This is a genomic window from Brevibacterium senegalense (assembly GCF_000285835.1).
GTDB lineage: Bacteria > Actinomycetota > Actinomycetes > Actinomycetales > Brevibacteriaceae > Brevibacterium > Brevibacterium senegalense.
Window position 1 is genome coordinate 572,240 of record NZ_HE978601.1, and the last position, 18,916, is coordinate 591,155.

Consider the following 18,916-nt stretch of genomic DNA (forward strand, 5'->3'; position numbering starts at 1 on the left):
CACCGGCGCCGCGGCGCCTTTGTCAACCCGGTGATCCTCCTGGGGCATCGTCGGACGCACCGCGGCGCAGTTGTATCGCGACAGCGATGGTCACGCCAGCAAGAACCGCCGCCACCGTGTTGGGGATGACCAGGGCGATGTCACCGGACGCAATCCCGTAGCTGACCCACAGGCAGAACCCCGGTAAGAGAAGTACCAAGTAGCCGATGGACACGTCCTCTGACGAGCGCCGACGCAGCATCCGGCGCAGTTGCAGCAACGGGGCGAGCGCCATCACCACACCCCAAGAAGCAGCCGCGACGGCCAGAACCGTGGTGAGCACGAGCACTCCAATGGTGAAGCGCTCGTGCCGTGGGACGACGCCCTCCCAACCGAAAGGGGGCGCACGCGCCGTCAAGACCCGATGTTACCAACCGGCCCACTGGAGTCGGTGAAATCAAGGACCGGCCACTCGTCCCGTACTTGCGGGCGTCATCGTCAAAGTCAGTTCCGGGCAGGACTGGCGGCGGGTGGTTACCCCGAGTGCCGGCTGCGTTCGCGGTAGCGGCTGGGGGTGACGCCGACGGCCTGGCGGAACAGGCGGGCTGCGTGGCCGCGGCTGTGCCAACCGACCTCGGCCATGGCCTGCTCGATTGGCAGGTCGGACTCGCGAAGCAGCCGCGCCAAGTGCTCGGCACGCAGCGTCGTCAGGTACGTCATCGGGGTCTGACCGTAGGCGTCGACGAAGACCCGCCCGAGCTGGGACAGCGACAGATGCGCCGCTTCGGCCAGTTCGCCCAGTGTCCACGGGCGTGCGGGGTCCTCGCGCAGCAGGCCAGCCGCAGTCCGGGCCTCGGCACGTAGTGGTGTCAGGCGCCGCTGGGCCGGGGTGCTGGGCCATGTGGCCTTGCGTTGGGTCGCAGACCGGCGCACCGCGCTGGTCTGCACGAATGGGGACACCACGTCCAGCACGGCGAACAGCAGCGCCTGTATCCGGTAGAACCGCTCCGGGGCAGGCCCGTCGAGGCTGAGCCGGCCGAGTTCGTCCAGCCACGGCATCAAGTAGCCGGCGCGGTGCTCGCCCAGCCGCAGCACCTGCGCGGGTTCGGCATAGCGAGCCTCAAAGAAGTCCTTCGCCTCCAGTCGATCGGTCAAGACCGCGGCGTGCTGCCAGAACACCTGGTCCACCACATAGTCTCGATCCAGGTACAGCGTCGTGGTTGTGATCCAGTCCTCTGGTTCGGCGCCGCACAGGGTGTTGGCAGCCAGCAGTACCGCGTCTCCGACGCTGATCGGGCGTTCGCCGAACTCGCTGAACAGGATCGCCGATCCAGCCCGCACGAAGATGAGCTTCACGCGGTCGTAAGCCGTCGGCTCTCGCGGCCGATACACACTCTCCGTTCGCGCCAGCACCGGCGAGAATCCACTTGCGTCCGGCGCGGGTGGTTCTTGTCCGATGGGACCGTGCGGACTGTCCACGGCCGTTTCCCACTAGCGGCTATGCGTCAGGGCGCCTGCCTCAACAGGGCCATTTCTTCTGGAGATATTCGACGGGCGGTCCATGGCGTGGGCCTCGCCGATGCTGGGGTAGATGAGGGAGAGCCGCGTCTCCATGGACGTGGACGTGCCCGAACCGATCGCGGCGGGGTAGCCATACGCGCACCCCTCAGGGATACGCAGTTCGAGTTTCTCGACGACGGTACGACCACCGTACTTCTTCGTGAGCTTTCCAGTGGCGACGACAGAGGCACCGTTCTCCGTCTCTGCGGAACCCGATGCGTGGCACGGAGCGTTCCGTCCGGGCCACACACCCTCGGCGTTCATTTGATGGGTCTTGGCCCCGCTGACTGTCGTCGCCGAACTCGGCGCCTTCCGATAGTCCATTGGCTGATCCCTCCTCTCAGCAGATGCCGGATCGAACATGAGGGACTTCAGGACTGTAGGTTCTCCAGGTATGCGAAGCCGAGCTGGACGGTGACGATTGTGTAGATGACGCAGGCCACGAAGACGACGATCGAGGCGATGAGCGCGCCGACGCCGAGCTTCGGGGTCCCGGTGCTCAGCCGGATGCCGTTCCAGGCGGAGCCGGCGGAGATGAGCGCGAGGATGGCGGCGAAGTGGGGCAGGACGATCGCTCCCACCACGGCGACGACGCTCATGATCAGGGAGGCCCAGATCCAGGAGCGGCCGGTGCGCCGCTTGAGGCGGGGTTGGTCGGCGTCGACCGAGGCGGACTCGGAGGCTGCCGAAGCTGCTCGGGTGGTGTCGGTGCGGCGCCAGAATTCGGGCTCTGCTTCGCTGGGGGTGCTTACGCTGGGCGTGTTGGAGTCAGACAAGGGTTTCTCCTTGTGGTGTCGTGAACTGGAAGAACTGCGTGTGTCTCAGGTGCGGGCGTCGCTGCGTTCGAGGACGAGGGTGTTCGCCGCTGCCAGCACGGCGGACAGAAGCAGCGATGCAACCGCGATCATGGCCAGGACGGCCAAGGTGATGTCGCCGGTGTCGGCGAAGGTCGCGGTGCCGAGCTGGGTGGCGCGGCTGACGGCGGCATAGGGGCTGACGAAGATCGCCGCGTCGAGGCCGACGACGAGCAGGAACGCGGAGAAGCCGGCTCCGAGGAACGCGACGGCGATGGGCGCGGCGAACGACCGCATCTGCATCGACAACCACGACTGGAGCACGGCCACCGGAATGCACGCGATGACGACGACAACCGACACGGCCAGGTACTGCGGTGGCAGCCATCCGGGCAGGCCGAAGACGACCTTGCCCAGCACGAGCACCGTGGCCAGCGCGATGCCTTGCATGATCACAGCCAGCACCGCGATGACGGCCGCTTTGGCGAGCACGATCCGCAGCGACGAGGTGGGTCCGGCCATGAGGGCGTTCCAGTTGCTGCCGCGGTGCTCAGCGCGCCAGATCAGCGAGGCGAGGATTGCGATGCCCACGGCGAGGGGGAATAGTCCGTAGAAGACCATCGAGCGCATCCACAGGGTGTTCCAACCGTCCTCCAGGCCGCGGCCGTCGATGAAGGTCATGATCGAGCCGGAGGCGACCAGGATGATGGGCAGCAGGATGACGACGGCCCAGCTGAGTGAGCGCTTGAGCTTGATGAGTTCGGCGAAGAAGACGTTCACGTCAAATCTCCTGATGGTCGAACGAACGGGTGAACAGGGCGAAGACGACGGCGGCGACCAGCCCCAGCCCCGCGATGCTCGCGTAGGCGGGCGAGAAGGCGACCAGCACGCCGTCGACATACCCGGAGGCCGAGGACAGGGCGTAGTAGCCCCACGGGGTCAGGTGCGCGATCCACGCGGGTACCGCGGTGGAGAACAGGGCGAGGATGGTGCCGAGTAGGCCGATGCCGATTCCTACGAGCTGGTTCTCGATCCGGGCGGCGAGGACGATGTGCAGGGCAAGGACGACCAGGTTGACCACCAGCACGCAGAGCGTGAGTCCGATCCAGCGGCCGGCGGGCCAGGGGGCGTCAATCCCGAAGGCGAAGCCGGTTGCTGCGAACAACACGCTGGCAGAGACCGTGACTCCGGTGACGAGGAGCCCTAGGGCCAGGAGCTTCGCGCGGCACAGCCCGCCGGGGGTGAGCCCGGAAGTCGCTGAGAGGAGCCAGCCGCCGCCCTGATGCTCGGCGTCGACGTGGCGGCTCGCGATCGCTGCCAGCAGGAGCGGCGCGGCCAGGCTGAAGCCCGAGCCGATGCCGCCGAGCAACGTGTTCCACGAGGATGCAGTGACGCGGTCGAAGTCCGGGTTGATGACCGCGGTGTACAGGCCGATCCCTGCCACGACGACGAACAGGACAGCCACGAGCAGCCACACGTGGAGGTGGCGCATTTTGGCGAACTCATTGGTCAGCACGCGTGCGTTCACAGCCCGCCTCCCGCGGTCAGGCCCATGAACACGCTCTCAAGGGTCTGTTCATCGCGCCGCACGCCGTGTACACCGATCGACTCACCTACGAGGGCTGCGACTACGCCGGCGACGGCGCGGTCGTCCTCGATGCCGGTGAGCCGGAGTGTCGAGTTCTCCAGCTGGCACCCGTGGGCTCTGGCGAGTGCGCCCTGTGCCCGATGCGGATCGGAGCAATCGATGAGAAGGTCCGGTGTCGCTGCGGAGAACAGTTCGTCGCGAGAACCTTGGAAGATCATCCGACCTTGGCTGAGGATGCCCAGCACCGTGGCGGTCTTGTCGATCTCCCCGAGCAGGTGGGAGGAGACCATCACGGTCACGCCGCCATCTGCCAGACGCCGGAGTAGCTCGCGGATCTCCTCGATGCCGGCCGGGTCCAGGCCGTTGGTGGGTTCGTCGAGGATCAGGAGCTTCGGCTGCCGGGCCAGCGCCATGGCGATCCCGAGGCGTTGCTTCATACCCAGGGAGAACTCGCGCACGCGCTTGTTCATCTGGTCCTGCATCCGCACCGTGCGGACGGCGAAATCGATGTGCTGGTCGTCGAGGTCGAGCAGGCGTTGGACAATGCGCATGTTCTCCGCGCCGGTGAGGTGCGCGTAGCCGGGCGGGGACTCGATGAGCGAGCCGATCTGCCCGAGCAGCTCGCGCCTCGTGGCGCGGTCCATTGGCCGGCCCAGCACGTGGGCCTCGCCGCTCGTGGGGCGGATGAGGGAGAGCAGCATCTTCATGGTCGTGGACTTGCCCGACCCGTTCGGGCCGAGGAACCCGTACACGCAGCCTTCCGGGATGCGCAGGTCGAGGTCCTGGACCACGGCGCGATCGCCGTACTTTTTCGTGAGCTTCTCGGTGGCAACGATGAGTGACATGCCGTCTACTCTCGCGAGAAAGACACCATGAATCGTCTGCTTGGACGACTATCTTTTGCTACGCGATTCGCTTAGCCGCCACGGTCGCCGTAGTCATTCTGCTTACCGCGGACACCGAGACGAGCAGGCTCCGGCCCCGTCCAGCGAAGTGGAAATGATGCCTGGGCCGGACGTCAATTCTCGTCGGCAGAGACGAGCCCGATCTTGTATGCCATGACCACAGCTTGCACTCGGTCGCGGAGGCCAAGTTTTGCCAGGATGCGGCCGACATGCACGCGCACTGTGCTCTCGGCGATGACCAGGTCATCGGCGATCTCTCCGTTCGACAGTCCCCGCGCAATCAGTTCCAGCACTTCGCGTTCCCGCGCCGTGAGTTCCGACAGACCGGCGCGGCTCCACTCGACCTTGGGCGCCGCGTCGGGGCGCTGCGCAGCGAACCGGTCGAGCAGTCTCCGGGTGGTGCTCGGCGCGACCACCGCATCACCGTCATGGACATGCTTGATCGCCGTGACGAGTTCTTCGAGGGGCGCGTCCTTGAGCAGGAATCCGGACGCGCCCGCCTGGATCGCGTCGTAGGCGTACTCGTCCAGGTCGAACGTCGTCAGGATGAGGACACGTGGGCCGTCGGCCTCGCGAATCCGACGCGTCGCTTCAACCCCATCCATCCGGCGCATCCGCACGTCCATCAGCACCACGTCTGCCTCGACCGTTCGTAGCAGTTCGAGAGCAGTGGCACCGTCGTCGGCGTCACCGACGACTTCGAACTCCGGCCGGCTGCTGAGCACCATTCGGAATCCTGACCGGTACATTTCCTGGTCATCGATCAGGACAAGTCGGATCGTCATCCCGGGCCTCCCGTCGGTAGCGTCGCATGCACCTCGAAACCCCCGCCCGGGCGCGGCCCGGTCTCCAACGATCCACCGTAGGCGGTCACTCGCTCACGCATCCCCACCAAACCATGACCGGAGCCCGCCACCGTGCGTGCCTCACTGCCTGGCTCACGACCGTCGTCTACTACCCGCAGCTCGACAACGCTGTCCAAGTAGCTGACGGTCACCGTGATCACACTCAGCAGCCGACCGCCGTGCTTGCGCGCGTTCGTCAGGGCCTCCTGCACGATCCGATACGCGGCCAGATCGACCCCGGACGGCAGAGCGGTCGGCACGCCGGCAACGATCAGATCGACCCGCAACCCCGTCGAGCGCGTCTCCTCGATCAGCCGGTCGAGTAGTGCAAGCCCCGGTTGCGGCGCGCGCGTGGCGGCACTGTCATCGCGAAGCACATTGAGCATCCGTCGCATCTCCGTCATCGCCTCTCGCCCCGTGTCGCGCACACGCGCCATGGCCTGCCCTGCCTGTTGCGGGTTGGCTTCAACGGTCTGGGCGGCCCCATCCGCCATCACGACCATCGTTCCAAGACTGTGGGAGACGATGTCGTGAATCTCCCGGGCGATCCGCGCCCGCTCCTCAGCTGCCGCAACCAAAGCCTGGGCATCCCGTTCCCGCGCGAGCTGCGCCGCGCGCTCCTGCAATGCCTCAAATCGGGCCCGGCGACTTCGCGTGAGCATCCCGATCAGCGCAGCCAAGACATACCCGAGCATGAGCATCCCGATCTCGCCCACCCGAGCCCGGTCGTCCTGCACTACCGGCACACCTGCAACCCCCACCCATACGCAAGCCGCGATCACCGCAGGCACCGCGATTTTCCAACCGCGTCGTGTTCCCAGTGCATAGAGCATCAATCCCAGCACGAGGACAGGAGCCAGAGAGAGACCGATCCCAGTCACGAACACCACTCCGGTGGCGAGAGCCAGGATGCAGACGAACACCACCACGAGCGACCGGCGCCGCACCACATAGAGCACGCAAATGCTCGCTGACAACGCGAGCGCCCCCCCGAACACGACGGGAGGCAACTCGCCCCAGGCGAACATGCCCGTCAGGAACATCAGATCGAGGACGAACACCGCCACTGCGATCGCAATGTCGATCAGCCGCCGGTTCTCATGCAGCCAGTGAACGGGTCGCACTCGCGACGGAGTCGACACCGAAGGCATCCCCCTCGTCCGCTGTGTCCGCTCGGCTAGGACGTTCATGCCCTCCAACGTTACCGTGGCTCACTGACAGCGCAGTGATGACGGCACAGGTCGGCACGCTCGCACTGTCGGCGGTGGTAGCTGTCAGCTCGACCACCTACCCAGCGCATGCGGGGGAGATGCCGCTCAGCTCACGACCAATGATGGCCGGCGGATTGGTGGTCCTCCGCGAGTCGGATGATCTTCGAATCGAACTCGGACTCGACGGCCACATCGAGCCCCCGCATCCCGAGAACACCGACGTCTTCACCCATGCCCAGACTCCCGACCAACGACAGAGCCCACCGCGCCACCGCGCTTCCCGAGCTTCGAGGATCAACTGGAGTGTGCTGTCTCGTATCCATCTACAGAGCGGCCACACCTCTTGCAGATCGAGGTAGACCCAGGCTCCATCACAGCAGCTGCGACGTTGCCCGGTGGCGGGTGTCAACGCGCCGGTGGCGTTTGGACCCCATCCGCGGAGCGCGGATACCGTGGGATCATGCTTCACCTGCTCGTCGACACCTCGACTTGGCTCGACCTGTCCAAGCGACGCGACGGGCAGCGGTGGATCGTCGCTCTACGCGTACTTGTCCATCAAAGTGAAGTAGACCTGATCGTGCCGTCCCTCGTGATTGACGAATACGAGCGAAATCGAGAGCGTGTCGAGGCGTCGATGACCGCAAGTGTCGCGCAGCGGTTCAAGCTTATCCGACAAGATCTCGACGACTACGGCGGCACCGACACCGAGCAGGCGCTCAGGACTATCGAAGACCTCGCTCGCCATACGCCGCTGATCGGCGCGATGACGACCCGGAACTTCGACGAAGTTCTCGGACTGCTCCGAGGTGGCCGCACCGTCGAACCGACTGAGTCGGAGCGTCACGCGGTGGTCGAACGCGGGTTGCTGAAGCAAGCCCCCTTTCACCGCTCTCGCAACAGTGTTGCGGATGCATTGCTGATCGAGTTGTATGCAACTGCGATTGGCGGCGTTAACCTTGCGCGCGAGCCGCATGTGTTTGTCACGTCGAACAGTGAGGACTTTTCACTCCCGCACGGAGACAGGCGGCAACCACATCCGGATATCGCTGCAACCTTTGCGCCGGCCGGCTCAACATACGCGCTCGGAGTCGACGGACTGAATGAGGTCCTCCTCGCGCACTTTGGCTCGGAGATTGAGGAGCTCTTCGCTGAGACCGACTTTGCTGAGGAGCCGCGACGCTTGGACGAGATTATAGAAGCTGAGAAGCGGCTCTTCGACCGCATCTGGTATCACCGGTCACTGCAACACGAGTATCGGTTGCAAGATGCTGATAACCACGTCGAGATCGAGAAATTGCGCGCAATTGCTGGTCCAGGGCGAAAGCGTGTCGAGGAGAGGTACGCGCAGCCGGGAGAACTCGGTCCGTACACCGACTTCGAACTCGGCATGCTGAACGGCAAGCTGTCCGCGCTGCGGTGGGTGCTCGGCAGCGAGTGGGACTTTCTCGATACTTAGCTCACGGCACCCTCGCGCCGAACATGACCGGTGTGCACCTCGTCGGCATGACGGTCTCGATGCGGGTGATGTCGGCCGGCAACGGCTACAAGTACCTACTACGCTCGGTCGCTGCTGCCGATGGCGACCGGTCACTGTCTACGCCGTTGACTCGCTATTACGCGGAGGTAGGGACACCCTGGGGGAGTAAAGGTAGCTCCGTCTCGATGGCTCGTAGCCTACTCGCGCTGGGCTCTGATACGGCAGCGATGCCGGTTAGCGGCATGTAAGAGCGTCCGGTCGAGGGCACTGGCGGCGGTGGTGATCCACGAGGTCGGCGGACAGTGGGAGCCGCGCTGCAACTGATCCGCCAGAGCGTGGTGTTACGTAGCGGGGGCTGACGTTCGTCAGCCTGCCAGACGGCAGCGATAGCATTGGGGGGCATGACGGGTTCGAAGCATGGCGGGGTCGCGGACGAAGAAGGCGTCCACGCTTCGCGTGTGCTCCTCAGCGAACCTCCGGTACCGTGGTGGCAGCGCCATGCACTCCTGATCGACGCCGTCACCGTAGGCGTGGTGTTCGCCTACAACCTCATGGTCATCGATGCTTTTACGGGTGCAGGCAAGGGCTGGGTCGCGAATGCCGCCCTCGTGGTGATTTCAGTCGTGGTGTGTGGGGCGTACGTGGTGCGGCGACAGTATCCGTTTCGTGCGTTCGCGGTGATGATTGTCGTGGCCTCCGCGCAGCTGCTGCTGAACGTGGGCGTCATGGTCGTGGACCTGTTGTTCGTCTTCATGGTGTTTTTCTGGCCAGCAGGTTCCGGTGGACCAAGAGCGCACCTGCCGCCGTCGTGGTGATGGTCTGGCTCGCAATAGCTTTGAGCCAGATGTTCGACGATGGCCTCCGGGTGGGGTACGGCGCCATGGCACAGTTCTTGGTGGGCGTGGTAATCCTGTGGCTGGCGGGCACCATCGTTCGGGTGCGTCGCGACTACACCGAGAGCCTGCGGGAGCGCGCACGTGAGCTGGAACAGCAACGTGACACGCAGGCTCAGATCGCGGCGGCGGAGGAGCGGACCCGGATCGCGCGGGAGATCCACGATGTCGTCTCCCATAGTCTCAGCGTGGTGGTGTTCATGACTGACGGTGCTTTGTCGAGGGTCCGCACTGAACCGGCTCGCGCCGAGGAGGCCTTGGTCACGGCCCGTGATACGGGGCGACAGGCGATGACCGAGATGCGGCGCATGGTCGGAGTGCTGCGCACCTCGGAGGCGGCGCTCCTGGGACCGCAGCCCGGCGTGGGCCAGCTTCAGGTCCTTGTCGACGAGTCCCGCGCAGCGGGGCTTCCCGCAGAGCTGAGCGTGTCGGATGAACCCGTGCCGTTGCCCGAGGGCCTCGACTTGTGCGTTTACCGGGTCGTGCAGGAAGGCCTCACGAACGCCCGCAAGCACGGCGGACCGACGCTGTCTCGGGTCGACGTCCACCTCGAATACACAAACACTGAATTAGCGGTCACCATCGCCGATGACGGGGCCGGACCGAACATGTGGCTCCCGGATGGAGCGGGGCACGGACTTGTCGGGATGCGCGAGCGCGTCACCCTGTACGGAGGAGACGTTCGCACGGGCGTGAGGAAAGGTGGCGGATTCGACCTGACGGTGACGCTGCCACTGAGTCTGAGCGGAGGAACGGAGTGACGATCCGGCTCGTGCTGGTCGATGACCAGGAGATGGTACGGGCGGGGCTCCGGCTCGTGCTGGAATCACGTCCGGGGATCGAGATCGTCGGTGAGGCCGATGACGGAGACACCGCGGTCGATCTGGTGCAGCAGATCGATGCCGATGTCGTGCTGATGGACGTGCGGATGCCGCGGATGAACGGCGTTGAGGCGACCCGCAGGATTTGCGCGGCGGGCGGGCCGCGGGTGCTGATCCTGACCACGTTCGATCTTGATGAGTACGCTTACGACGCGCTCCAGGCTGGCGCGTCGGGGTTCTTGCTCAAGGAGACCCCGACGGACGGTATTGCAGAGGCGATCGGACATGTCCATCACGGCGATGCCGTCGTGGCTCCGAGCACCACGCGGCGACTGTTGGACCACTTCACCGCCTCGAAGCCGGCGCGCCCCGCGCGGTCCTTCGCGATGAACGCCCGTCTGGACGAGCTGACATCGCGCGAGCACGAGATCCTGCGACTGTTGGCCCAGGGCTTGTCGAACGCTGAGATCGCCGAATCCCTGGTGATCGCGGAGAACACGGTGAAGACCCATGTCTCCCGCATTCTGATGAAGCTTGACCTACGAGACCGGGTGCAGGCCGTCGTCCTCGCCTACCAGCACGACCTCGCCTGAACCTACGAACCTGGAGGCAGGGGTTCCGCGGGTAGTCCGTGAGGACTACCCGAAAGATCACTCACGCCAGTGACGACTCGGACGGCGATGCTCGGAACGATGGATGTATGGCCACCATCGTCGCAACCGAAAACCTGTCCAAACGCTACGGCAAGCGCACCGTCGTCGAGGATCTGAACCTCTACATTCCCGAAGGCGAGATCTACGGGTTCCTCGGCCCGAACGGCTCGGGCAAGTCCACGACCATGAAGATGCTGCTCTCCCTCGTCCAGCCCTCCAGTGGCGGCGTCGAGATCATGGGCAAGCCCATGGATCGCAGCACGAGACGGGAGCATCTGGGTCGGATCGGGTCCCTCATCGAGTCGCCTCCCGGGTACGGACATCTCACCGGCCGGGAGAACATGCGCATCATCCAGCGCCTGCTCGGTCTGAACGATCAGCAGATCGAGTTCGCGATCGCGACGGTGCGGATGCAGGGCCAGATGGACAAGAAGGTCCGTAACTACTCCCTCGGGATGAAGCAGCGCCTCGGTATCGCGATGGCGCTGGCCCGAGAGCCGAAGCTGTTGATTCTGGATGAACCGACCAACGGCCTGGACCCGGCTGGTATCGAGGAGATGCGCGAGCTGCTGCGCACGCTTGCCGACGGCGGTGTCACTGTCATGGTGTCCTCCCATCTGCTCGGCGAGATCGACAAATCCGCCACCATGCTCGGCATCCTCAGCCAGGGACGGATGATCTTCCAGGGCACCCGCGACGAACTCTTCTCCGCCGCCACCCCCGACGTCCTCATTCGCTGCGACGACCCCAGCCGCGCCAGTGAACTACTGGCGAACAGCGCGGACAGCCGCGTCGACCAAGGAGAAGTCCGCGTCACCGAACTCAGCGAACGCGCCACCGCCGGAGTCATCGCTGCACTCGTCAGCGAACGCATCGCCATCTATGAGGTTCGCCGCGATGAGCAGACCCTGGAGCAGGTGTTCATGGGACTCACCGAAGGAGGCGGACTGTGAACGCCCGCGCCATCATGAATGAGTTCGCGAAGATGCGTCACCTCCGTGTGGGACTCTTCGTCGCGTTGCTGGCGATCAGCGTCGCGCTGATGTCGATGTACAACGCATTCGGGTCCGGTGCCTTCGAACGCCTCGATGATCCCAACGACTACGCATGGAAGACACTGTTCGGTGGCCTGGGCATGGGAGCGGCGCTGATCGCGCCGATCCTGGTGGCCGTCATCGCCAGCCGACAGGTCGAGATCGAGCACACCGGCAACGGATGGCTCTCCTCTGCCACGTCCGGCCTCACCCCTGGGCAGATGTGCCGGGCGAAGTTCGTCTCGCTCGGCGTGCTCGTGGCCGCAGCCACTGCCGTGTGGGGCGTGGTGATCGTGGGCTTCGGCACCCTGATTGGGATATCGACCCCCGCCCCGCTCGGACGCTGGGCCGCTTACATCGGCGCGCTCATCATCATCAACCTTGCCGTTCTCGCGTTCCACATCCTGCTGTCGGCGAAGGTCGAGAACCAGCTCGTGTGCATCGGCGTCGGCCTGGTCGGAATGTTCCTAGCGATCTTCGGCGAGTTGTTCCCCGCCTGGCTGGCCCATCTTGTCCCTTGGGGCTACTACCCGCTGACGGTGCAGTCCGATTACGTCGGCGAAGTACCGGTGTATTTCGACCTGCCCTACCTCAGCGTCATCGGGCTAGCGGTCGTGGGCGGGGCTCTCTTCCTGTTCGTTACCGGACGCTTCGACCGCCAGGAGGCATGACTATGGGTTCGATTATCTCGGAATTCCTCAAACTCAAGCGATCCATGAGCTGGAGCGTCGTCGTGCTCCTGCCGATCATCATGGTCGTCGCCGGCTCCGGCAGCACTATCGCCGTCGAAGGTGAGTTCGCCGACGGCTGGCACACGCTGTGGGTCCGGTCGATCGGTTTCTACGGCATGGCGATCCTGCCCGTCGGCATCGCGATCCTCGCCTCGCTCGTCTGGCGCGTGGAGCACAAGAACAGCAATTGGAACGCGCTGATGAGCCGCCCCGTGCCAACCTGGCAGATCGTGGTCGGCAAGATCGCAGCAATCTCGATCCTCGCCGCCGTGATGCAGATCGTGCTCGTGGCCGCCGTGATCGCGCTCGGCAAGTTCCTCTTCGGCCTGCCCGGGATGCTTCCGACGGACTACCTCATCACGAGCCTGCTGATCATCGCCGCTCAAGTCCCAGTCGTTGCCTTCCAATCGGCATTGTCTACCTTCGCGCGAAGCTTCGCGGCGCCGGTCGCCATCGCGCTCGTCCTCACCGGCGCCAGCACGATGGCGCTGCTTCTGAAGATCCCCGGTGTCGCCATGACGCCCTACGCACTGCTCACTCGGACCACACAGACCGGAAGCGCCACGATGCTCACGGGGCAAGGTACGAGCTTCGACGTCTCAGCCCTGACCCCCGACGTCGTCGGCGTCACCATCGGGTTGTCGGCAGTGCTGGCCGTGATCGTCATTGCCGGCACCTCGATCATCCTCAATCACACCGACACCCGCACCTAGCGAGAGCATGGGACACAGCGCCGTGACCGAAGTTGACGATGCTCCCCGCCAGCAGGCTGTGGCAGGTCACCCGATGGCAAGGCGTTAGCGGGACACGGCAGTGGACGTTCGACGGGTTCCGCTCGCCTCTGGGGCGTCGGCGGGCGACGTGCCCGAACACGGCTTCTCACCGGTGCTGACACGGACGGAGAGTGTGCATCGGCGGCGTGATCCGATCGCCTATGACTGCGTGAAGCTGATCTTCGTGCGGGCGGGGGCCGCCTGGTTGTTCAGCGAGTTCGGGGAACGCCCCGTCGGGGTTGGCGATGCGGTGCTGCTGGCCGCGAACACCCTGTGCGGGGCCCAACCGGAAGAGTGGGTCACGACCACGACCCTGTACCTGGATCGGGACTATGTGGTCGACCAGGTGTTCTGGCAGCACGCCGCCATCCTGAGCGACCGGCTGGAAGCCAAAGACTTCCTCGCCGCCCGCTACGCCGAACCAGCCCAGATACTGCGGCTAGGTGAGCACCGCGCCGGGTGCCTGATGCCGTGGCTGGATGAACTCGGCCAACTCAGCCTGGACGGCCCGGCGCCGGAGCGGTTCTACCGGATGCAGTCCCTGCTGTTCGGCGTGCTGGACGTGGTCTCCCCGTTCGTGCAGACCACGACGGTGCGTCAGTCCCCGACCCAGCACAAAGCCACCTGGCCCACCGCGCCCGCCTTCCAAAGGTTGGCGCCGCTGCGGGCTGAGGCCCGTGCCGCGGCCGGCCTGCTGCGGGACCAGCCGGCTCGACGGTGGACCTTGCCCGCGCTGGCCGCGGCGGTCTACCTCTCTCCGTCTCAGCTCGGACGGGTCTTCGTGGAGGCCTACGGCAAGACTCCGATGACGTACCTGACGACCGTGCGCGCCGAGCGCCTGGCGCGTCTGTTGCGCGAGACGGACCTGCCGATCGAGCAGGCCATGGGTGAGGTTGGATGGCACAGCCGCGGCCACGCCGCCCGGCTCTTCCGCCAAGCCGTCGGCATCACTCCCGCCCACTACCGCCAACACAGCCGGCACAGCCGCCGAATCCCTGCGTAATCGGAGCCGTTGGTGCCGATGCATACCTGATCTGCATGACAGTCTCCATGCGGGTGATGAGCGCGGGCGACGGGTATAAGTACCTGCTGCGCTCGGTCGCCGCCAGTGACGGTGACCGGTCACTGTCCACGCCGCTGACCCGCTATTACGCCGAGCAAGGTACCCCGTGCAGGCGCAAAAGTAGTTGCCTCTACGCCTAGGCTGTCACTTCAGGCGGTCGCGGTTTTCTGTGGTGTATGCCTTGTTGAGAAGTCTCATGAACTTCGAATCTTGAGCCATCGACTGGTCGCCGATGAGCGACACTGCTATTCCGGGTGTCCATGAGTTCATCACGACTGCCGAGAGTCTTTCACTGAGGTCCGCTGTGTGGATGGTGCGGGTCTGTTGCGGTACGCCCAGTCGGTGTAGGCGGCGCGCAAGTATCTGCATGGTCACTCCCGGCAGGTACTCGGCTTCCGGCCAGATGACCGACTCGCCATCCCAGAATGCGAGGTTCCAGATCGTCGCCTCACTCAATCTGCCGGCCGAGTCCTCGAATGCTGCGTCATCGAAACCTCGCTCGATGGCCTGACGGAGAAAGAAGGTCTTGCTGACTTCGCCGACATGCTTCACCTGCGACAGGTGCCGCTCATGCCGCACGATATCCAGGGCAAGAGGACCGGCAGGAGCAACTGCGGGGTCGGTGACTTTTACGAGCACATCGAGTTTGGGGCTTTCGCCTGCGGGGGCGAATTCGCCAGGCCGGGAGGTGATGAAGCAGGTCACCGATGCGTCCGTTGCTTCGGAGGCTTCGACAGCCGTCCGAAGGTAGTCGGCGATTCGCTCATCGGGAAGATGCTGTCCAAAGAGCGTGTCGCTGGCTTGACGCAGACGCGCGAGGTGGAGATCGAGGCCCGGCACGGAGTAGTCGCGCATCTGCATCGCGGTGAAGTGGGCATACCCCGCGAAGGATAGTGGAGCAAGGTCCGAGACGGTTGCGGGGTTACCATTGAGGTGAGTGATCTGAAGGGTCATGAGATGACCGTAGGAGTTGACGCTAGTGGCAGAGGCAAGTCAAGACCGTGCGCGGCTGCTCCGCGTCGGCGATCTGGCGGCCCGCACCGGCGCGACTCCAAGGATGCTGCGGTATTACGAGAACCAGGGGCTTATCGAAGCCGAACGTTCTTCGTCGGGGCAGCGACTGTTCGACCCGGCCGTGGCTGGTCAAGTTCGTCATATCAGGACGCTGCTGGCAGCGGGGCTTCCTACTCGGGCGATCAACGAACTGCTCGACTGCATCCATGACTCGGACCGTCTGGAACCATGCGCGGTTCCCTTACTCGTGGAACACCTGCACGACTATGACGCGCAGATCGCTAAACTGGTCAGCACCCGAGACACCCTCCAAGGCCTGATCGACTCCTCGACACCAAGAGAGCATCAATCCGTCTAGCCGCTCAGAAGCCAATAGCAGGCGAACCACGGACGCATACTGCATCAAGAGACAGGTCTCAGCGGAGTTCGGTACTTTCCACCAAGTACTACATGGAGGAGAGAACGCCGTGCGGTCGCCAAAGTAGCTACGTCTGGTCTGCTTTGGTCTCACGGACAACTCTACGGCCTACGAGAGACAAAGCTGTTACGATCCTCGACCGATCGGCGCCGCAGCGTAACCTAGAACCGGGAACGAGACAGGCACCAACTGCTTCGATGTAGCGAAACGAACGAGGAGGGGGCGTGGCAGAGTTCTGGCGAAGCGCAGCCCTCCCGCATCTGGAGGCCAGGCGGTCGTGCCAGGAGAACCCCTGCTACCGGCCCCATACCCACGATTCGTTCTCGATCGGCGCGATCGACGCAGGAACCTCGGTGCTGACCGGCCCACTCGACGGCAAGACGCGCTTGGAGCCAGGGGATGTCATCGTCATCCCCGCTGGACAGGTTCACGCCTGCAATCCCGACCGGGGCCACTGGCTCTACCAGATGATCCACGCAGATCAGGCTTGGGCTGCCGCTCTCGCACCGGGCGGAGAGACGAGCGGGCTGTTCGATGGCATCAGAGTGCTGCGCCACCCCGAGCTGCGCTCCCAGGTCAGCGCGGTCAACGACGCAGTATTCACCGATGAGCCCCGAGAACTACTGGAAGCACAGTTCAAGGCCTTGTTCGCCGAGATTGAGGGTGCCGCACCTGCGCATGTCGCGGCGAGCGAGGCGGACCCCGAACTGCTGGCCCGTCTCGCCCCGGTCATGCACCGGCTCCGCACCGATGAGACGAACCCGCCCCTGACCGAGCTGGCTGCATCAGTCGGCATGTCGAAGTATCAGCTCATCCGAGCGATGCGCCGCGTCACCGGACTCTCCCCGCTGGCTTGGCGACAGAACGCGCGTGTGGTGATGGCGAGGCGGATGCTGCGCGAGGGGCGGCCGATCGCTGAGACCGCGCACGCGCTCGGTTTCACCGACCAGAGCCACTTCCACCGCGTCTTCCGCGCCCACGTCGCCGCCTCGCCGGGTACCTACCGGGCCTGACTGCAAGAACGTACAAGACCGCGGCGTTTGCGCCCTTGGATGCTTGACGGGTTGACCGTCACACATCCAAGGGGAGAGATGGAGCAGTTCCTCGCCGTCGCCGCCGCCCACTTCCTGGCCTTGTTAATCCCTGGCGTCGACTTCTTCCTCATCGCCCGCACCGCGATGACCAGCGGATGGCGCAACGCCACCGGCGTCTGCCTGGGGATCGCCTCCGCAAATGGGATCTTCATCGCAGCCGCGTTCTCCGGCGTTTCGCTCATCTCACATCCGCTGCTGCTGAACGCGATCCAAGTCGTCGGCGGCGGGTTCCTGATCTTTATCGGCGTCGCGTTCCTGCGCTCACGAGCACGAATCGACCTCGATCACGTATCGAGCACTCAGCGCACGACTTGGCTGAGAAACTTCGGCCTCGGCATCGCTTCTGGCCTGTTGAACCCGAAGAACGCATTGTTCTACGTCAGCCTCGCCGCCGCCGTCGGTACCGCCGCACCGTTGACGCTCACCCTCTACGGGGTCTGGATGTTCTCCATCGTCTTGGGCTGGGATGTGTTCGTCGCCGTTGTACTCGGCTCACGCCGCGCGCTTGCTCGCATGGATCGGCTCCTACCGTGGCTCACGAGGATCGCGGGTGCTTTCCTCATCCTCTTCGGCGGCGGCATGATCGCGTCCCTCGCAATGCAACACCTCGGATAGAAGCATCTGCCCAAGTACGGCGACCTTGTTCAAGGCACCATCTCGGACTTACGTCGAGGATAGAACCCCGTAGGGGAGCAAACATAGCTGCGTCTGGGCGGGCGTGCTTGCAGGGCTCAATCTACCGTGGCTGTGCGCAAAGGCGTGGGAGTTGAACTGACCGCGACCCCCTCGCGCCGCGAATCTCGGTAGGGCGTTCTGCCGCATGAAATCAACGATCTACGACGTGTGCCCTGTGGATAACTCCACCGTGATACCCCGACCTACAGGTTGCTTAGCGCTTTCGTTAGCACTTTTCGCGGCGCGGGCGACGCCTACGCCCGGCCCATCACGACTCACGGTCGGCGGCCCGTATCGGCGGTACTCCGACGGGTTGACGCCAAGGTAGCGACGGAAGATGATCGCGGCGTGGCCGCGACTGCTCCATCCGACTTGCTGGTAGATCACGCTCACCGGGCTATTCGTCTCGCGGACAAGTTTCGCCATGCGTTGCACACGCAGGATCGACAAATAGGTATGCGGGGTAACGCCGAATGCATCCACGAAGACGCGCGCGAGCTGGTGAACCGACAGGCAGGCATGCGCCGCGAGCTCTACCAGACGCCACGGTTTTGTGACGTCACTTTGCATGAGCGCCGCCGCTAAAGCGGCTCTTCACAATCCAGGGTGTAGGTGGGGTCTGAATCCACCGGTTTCGAGCAGGCTGCGGGCGATGTAGTTGGTGAGGTTCCGGAAGCCGAGGGCGGAGCCGCGGAGGTGTTCGAGGCGGCCGTTGATGGCCTCGGTCGGTCCGTTGCTGGTGCCGGGCCGGTCGAAGTAGGCCAGCACGTCGGCGGCCCGCTGTTTGAGGGTCCGGCCGAGCGTGCGGAGTTCGACGAGCGCGGCCGGCACGCCGCTGCTGAGGCTGGCGATCAGCTTGTTCATCAGGTCGCGGCCGCGGGCAGGGTCGGTTTCGCGGTAGGCGGTGATCATCCGCTGGTAGGCCGCCCAGGTGACCTCGACGGCAGCGTGATCATCGTCGGCGAACAGCTGCTCGAGCCGGGTCTTCTGTTTGTCGGTGAGCAGGCTGGTGCCGGTGTGCAGGGTCCGCCGGGCCGAATAGAGCGGGTCGCCGGCACGGCCGCGGTGACCGTGGAGGTCTTGCTGGATCCGGCGGCGGCACTTGTCGAGGGCGTCGCCGGCGAGGCGGACGACGTGGAAGGGGTCCATCACCGCGATCGCGTCAGGCAACTCCTCACTTGCCGCGGTCTTGAAGCCGGTGAACCCGTCCATCGCGACCACCTCCACGGCGTCTCGCCAGGCCTGGTCACGCTCAGCGAGCCAGGTCTTGAACACGCTCTTGGAGCGGCCCTCGACCATGTCGAGCAGCCGGGCCGGGCCCGAGCCGGTACGTGGCCCGGTCAGGTCGATGATCACGGTCACGTACTTGTCGCCGCGGCGGGTGTGCC

The 18,916-nt window shown here is 64.8% G+C and carries 24 protein-coding genes; 11 read left to right on the forward strand and 13 right to left on the reverse strand.

Annotated elements, in window-relative coordinates:
* Positions 1-22: 22 nt before the first annotated feature.
* From HGBR_RS05760 to HGBR_RS21000, 10 genes are all read right to left on the reverse strand, one after another.
* Positions 23-322, reverse strand: coding sequence for a SemiSWEET family transporter (locus HGBR_RS05760; protein ID WP_019158379.1), 300 nt, complete (start codon positions 320-322; stop codon positions 23-25).
* A gap of 191 nt (positions 323-513) precedes the next feature.
* A complete protein-coding gene (locus HGBR_RS05765) occupies positions 514-1,371 on the reverse strand; it encodes a helix-turn-helix domain-containing protein (protein WP_019158380.1) in 858 nt (285 codons plus the stop codon).
* Between the two features lie 99 nt (positions 1,372-1,470).
* The gene (locus HGBR_RS19820; RefSeq protein WP_147522266.1) at positions 1,471-1,902 is read right to left on the reverse strand and encodes a P-loop NTPase family protein; all 432 of its coding nucleotides are present in this window, start codon (positions 1,900-1,902) and stop codon (positions 1,471-1,473) included.
* Positions 1,903-1,910: 8 nt separating this feature from the next.
* Entirely contained in the window at positions 1,911-2,315 is a 405-nt protein-coding gene (locus HGBR_RS05770; protein ID WP_019158381.1) for a hypothetical protein, read from the reverse strand.
* A 45-nt stretch (positions 2,316-2,360) separates the two neighbouring features.
* Positions 2,361-3,113, reverse strand: coding sequence for an ABC transporter permease (locus tag HGBR_RS05775; protein ID WP_019158382.1), 753 nt, complete (start codon positions 3,111-3,113; stop codon positions 2,361-2,363).
* Between the two features lies 1 nt (position 3,114).
* On the reverse strand, positions 3,115-3,861 hold the full coding sequence (locus tag HGBR_RS05780; protein ID WP_026077373.1) for an ABC transporter permease: 747 nt from the start codon (positions 3,859-3,861) through the stop codon (positions 3,115-3,117).
* Positions 3,858-4,766 carry an ABC transporter ATP-binding protein gene (locus HGBR_RS05785; RefSeq protein ID WP_019158384.1) on the reverse strand — a complete coding sequence of 303 codons (909 nt, stop codon included), beginning with the start codon at positions 4,764-4,766 and terminating at the stop codon, positions 3,858-3,860. The genes HGBR_RS05780 and HGBR_RS05785 overlap by 4 nt, the downstream gene beginning before the upstream one ends.
* Positions 4,767-4,939: 173 nt before the next feature.
* On the reverse strand, positions 4,940-5,611 hold the full coding sequence (locus HGBR_RS05790) for a response regulator (RefSeq protein WP_026077374.1): 672 nt from the start codon (positions 5,609-5,611) through the stop codon (positions 4,940-4,942).
* Positions 5,608-6,813, reverse strand: coding sequence for a sensor histidine kinase (locus HGBR_RS05795; protein ID WP_161601847.1), 1,206 nt, complete (start codon positions 6,811-6,813; stop codon positions 5,608-5,610). The genes HGBR_RS05790 and HGBR_RS05795 overlap by 4 nt, the downstream gene beginning before the upstream one ends.
* A 179-nt stretch (positions 6,814-6,992) precedes the next feature.
* Entirely contained in the window at positions 6,993-7,115 is a 123-nt protein-coding gene (locus tag HGBR_RS21000) for a hypothetical protein (RefSeq protein ID WP_019158387.1), read from the reverse strand.
* Positions 7,116-7,342: 227 nt separating this feature from the next.
* On the opposite strand from HGBR_RS21000, the gene HGBR_RS05805 reads away from it, so the two are divergent.
* From HGBR_RS05805 to HGBR_RS05835, 8 genes are all read left to right on the forward strand, one after another.
* On the forward strand, positions 7,343-8,338 hold the full coding sequence (locus tag HGBR_RS05805) for a PIN domain-containing protein (protein WP_019158388.1): 996 nt from the start codon (positions 7,343-7,345) through the stop codon (positions 8,336-8,338).
* A 422-nt stretch (positions 8,339-8,760) separates the two neighbouring features.
* Positions 8,761-9,174, forward strand: a complete 414-nt coding sequence (locus tag HGBR_RS16625) for a DUF7134 domain-containing protein (protein WP_147522270.1) — start codon at positions 8,761-8,763, stop codon at positions 9,172-9,174.
* A 29-nt stretch (positions 9,175-9,203) separates the two neighbouring features.
* Complete coding sequence (locus HGBR_RS16630) at positions 9,204-10,013, forward strand: sensor histidine kinase (RefSeq protein ID WP_218915940.1); 810 nt, start codon at positions 9,204-9,206, stop codon at positions 10,011-10,013.
* Complete coding sequence (locus HGBR_RS05815) at positions 10,010-10,666, forward strand: response regulator (protein ID WP_019158391.1); 657 nt, start codon at positions 10,010-10,012, stop codon at positions 10,664-10,666. Before HGBR_RS16630 ends, HGBR_RS05815 begins: the two co-directional genes overlap by 4 nt.
* 107 nt (positions 10,667-10,773) lie before the next feature.
* Positions 10,774-11,679, forward strand: a complete 906-nt coding sequence (locus tag HGBR_RS05820; protein ID WP_019158392.1) for an ABC transporter ATP-binding protein — start codon at positions 10,774-10,776, stop codon at positions 11,677-11,679.
* Positions 11,676-12,431 (forward strand): ABC transporter permease, encoded by a 756-nt coding sequence (locus tag HGBR_RS05825; RefSeq protein WP_019158393.1) that lies wholly within the window; start codon positions 11,676-11,678, stop codon positions 12,429-12,431. The genes HGBR_RS05820 and HGBR_RS05825 overlap by 4 nt, the downstream gene beginning before the upstream one ends.
* 2 nt (positions 12,432-12,433) lie before the next feature.
* Positions 12,434-13,204, forward strand: a complete 771-nt coding sequence (locus tag HGBR_RS05830) for an ABC transporter permease (RefSeq protein WP_019158394.1) — start codon at positions 12,434-12,436, stop codon at positions 13,202-13,204.
* Between the two features lie 229 nt (positions 13,205-13,433).
* A complete protein-coding gene (locus tag HGBR_RS05835) occupies positions 13,434-14,267 on the forward strand; it encodes a helix-turn-helix transcriptional regulator (RefSeq protein WP_019158395.1) in 834 nt (277 codons plus the stop codon).
* 204 nt (positions 14,268-14,471) lie between these two features.
* Here HGBR_RS05835 and HGBR_RS05840 read toward each other — a convergent pair whose 3' ends face one another.
* The gene (locus tag HGBR_RS05840) at positions 14,472-15,281 is read right to left on the reverse strand and encodes an aminotransferase class IV family protein (protein ID WP_019158396.1); all 810 of its coding nucleotides are present in this window, start codon (positions 15,279-15,281) and stop codon (positions 14,472-14,474) included.
* Positions 15,282-15,306: 25 nt separating this feature from the next.
* Between HGBR_RS05840 and HGBR_RS19395 the strand changes: the two genes are divergently transcribed.
* The 3 genes from HGBR_RS19395 to HGBR_RS05855 all read left to right on the forward strand — a co-directional run bounded on the left by HGBR_RS19395 (position 15,307) and on the right by HGBR_RS05855 (position 17,468).
* The gene (locus HGBR_RS19395; protein ID WP_218915941.1) at positions 15,307-15,699 is read left to right on the forward strand and encodes a MerR family transcriptional regulator; all 393 of its coding nucleotides are present in this window, start codon (positions 15,307-15,309) and stop codon (positions 15,697-15,699) included.
* A 284-nt stretch (positions 15,700-15,983) separates the two neighbouring features.
* On the forward strand, positions 15,984-16,772 hold the full coding sequence (locus tag HGBR_RS05850) for a helix-turn-helix transcriptional regulator (protein WP_019158398.1): 789 nt from the start codon (positions 15,984-15,986) through the stop codon (positions 16,770-16,772).
* Positions 16,773-16,850: 78 nt separating this feature from the next.
* Positions 16,851-17,468: a LysE family translocator gene (locus HGBR_RS05855; RefSeq protein WP_019158399.1), complete on the forward strand. Its 618-nt coding sequence runs from the start codon at positions 16,851-16,853 to the stop codon at positions 17,466-17,468.
* A gap of 219 nt (positions 17,469-17,687) precedes the next feature.
* On the opposite strand, the gene HGBR_RS19400 is transcribed toward HGBR_RS05855, so the two are convergent.
* Together HGBR_RS19400 and HGBR_RS05860 are read right to left on the reverse strand one after the other, a co-directional pair.
* The gene (locus HGBR_RS19400) at positions 17,688-18,098 is read right to left on the reverse strand and encodes a helix-turn-helix transcriptional regulator (protein ID WP_083882747.1); all 411 of its coding nucleotides are present in this window, start codon (positions 18,096-18,098) and stop codon (positions 17,688-17,690) included.
* Between the two features lie 24 nt (positions 18,099-18,122).
* Positions 18,123-18,916, reverse strand: a 794-nt coding sequence (locus HGBR_RS05860; RefSeq protein ID WP_019158400.1) for an ISL3 family transposase, incomplete at its 5' end; no start/stop codon positions are given.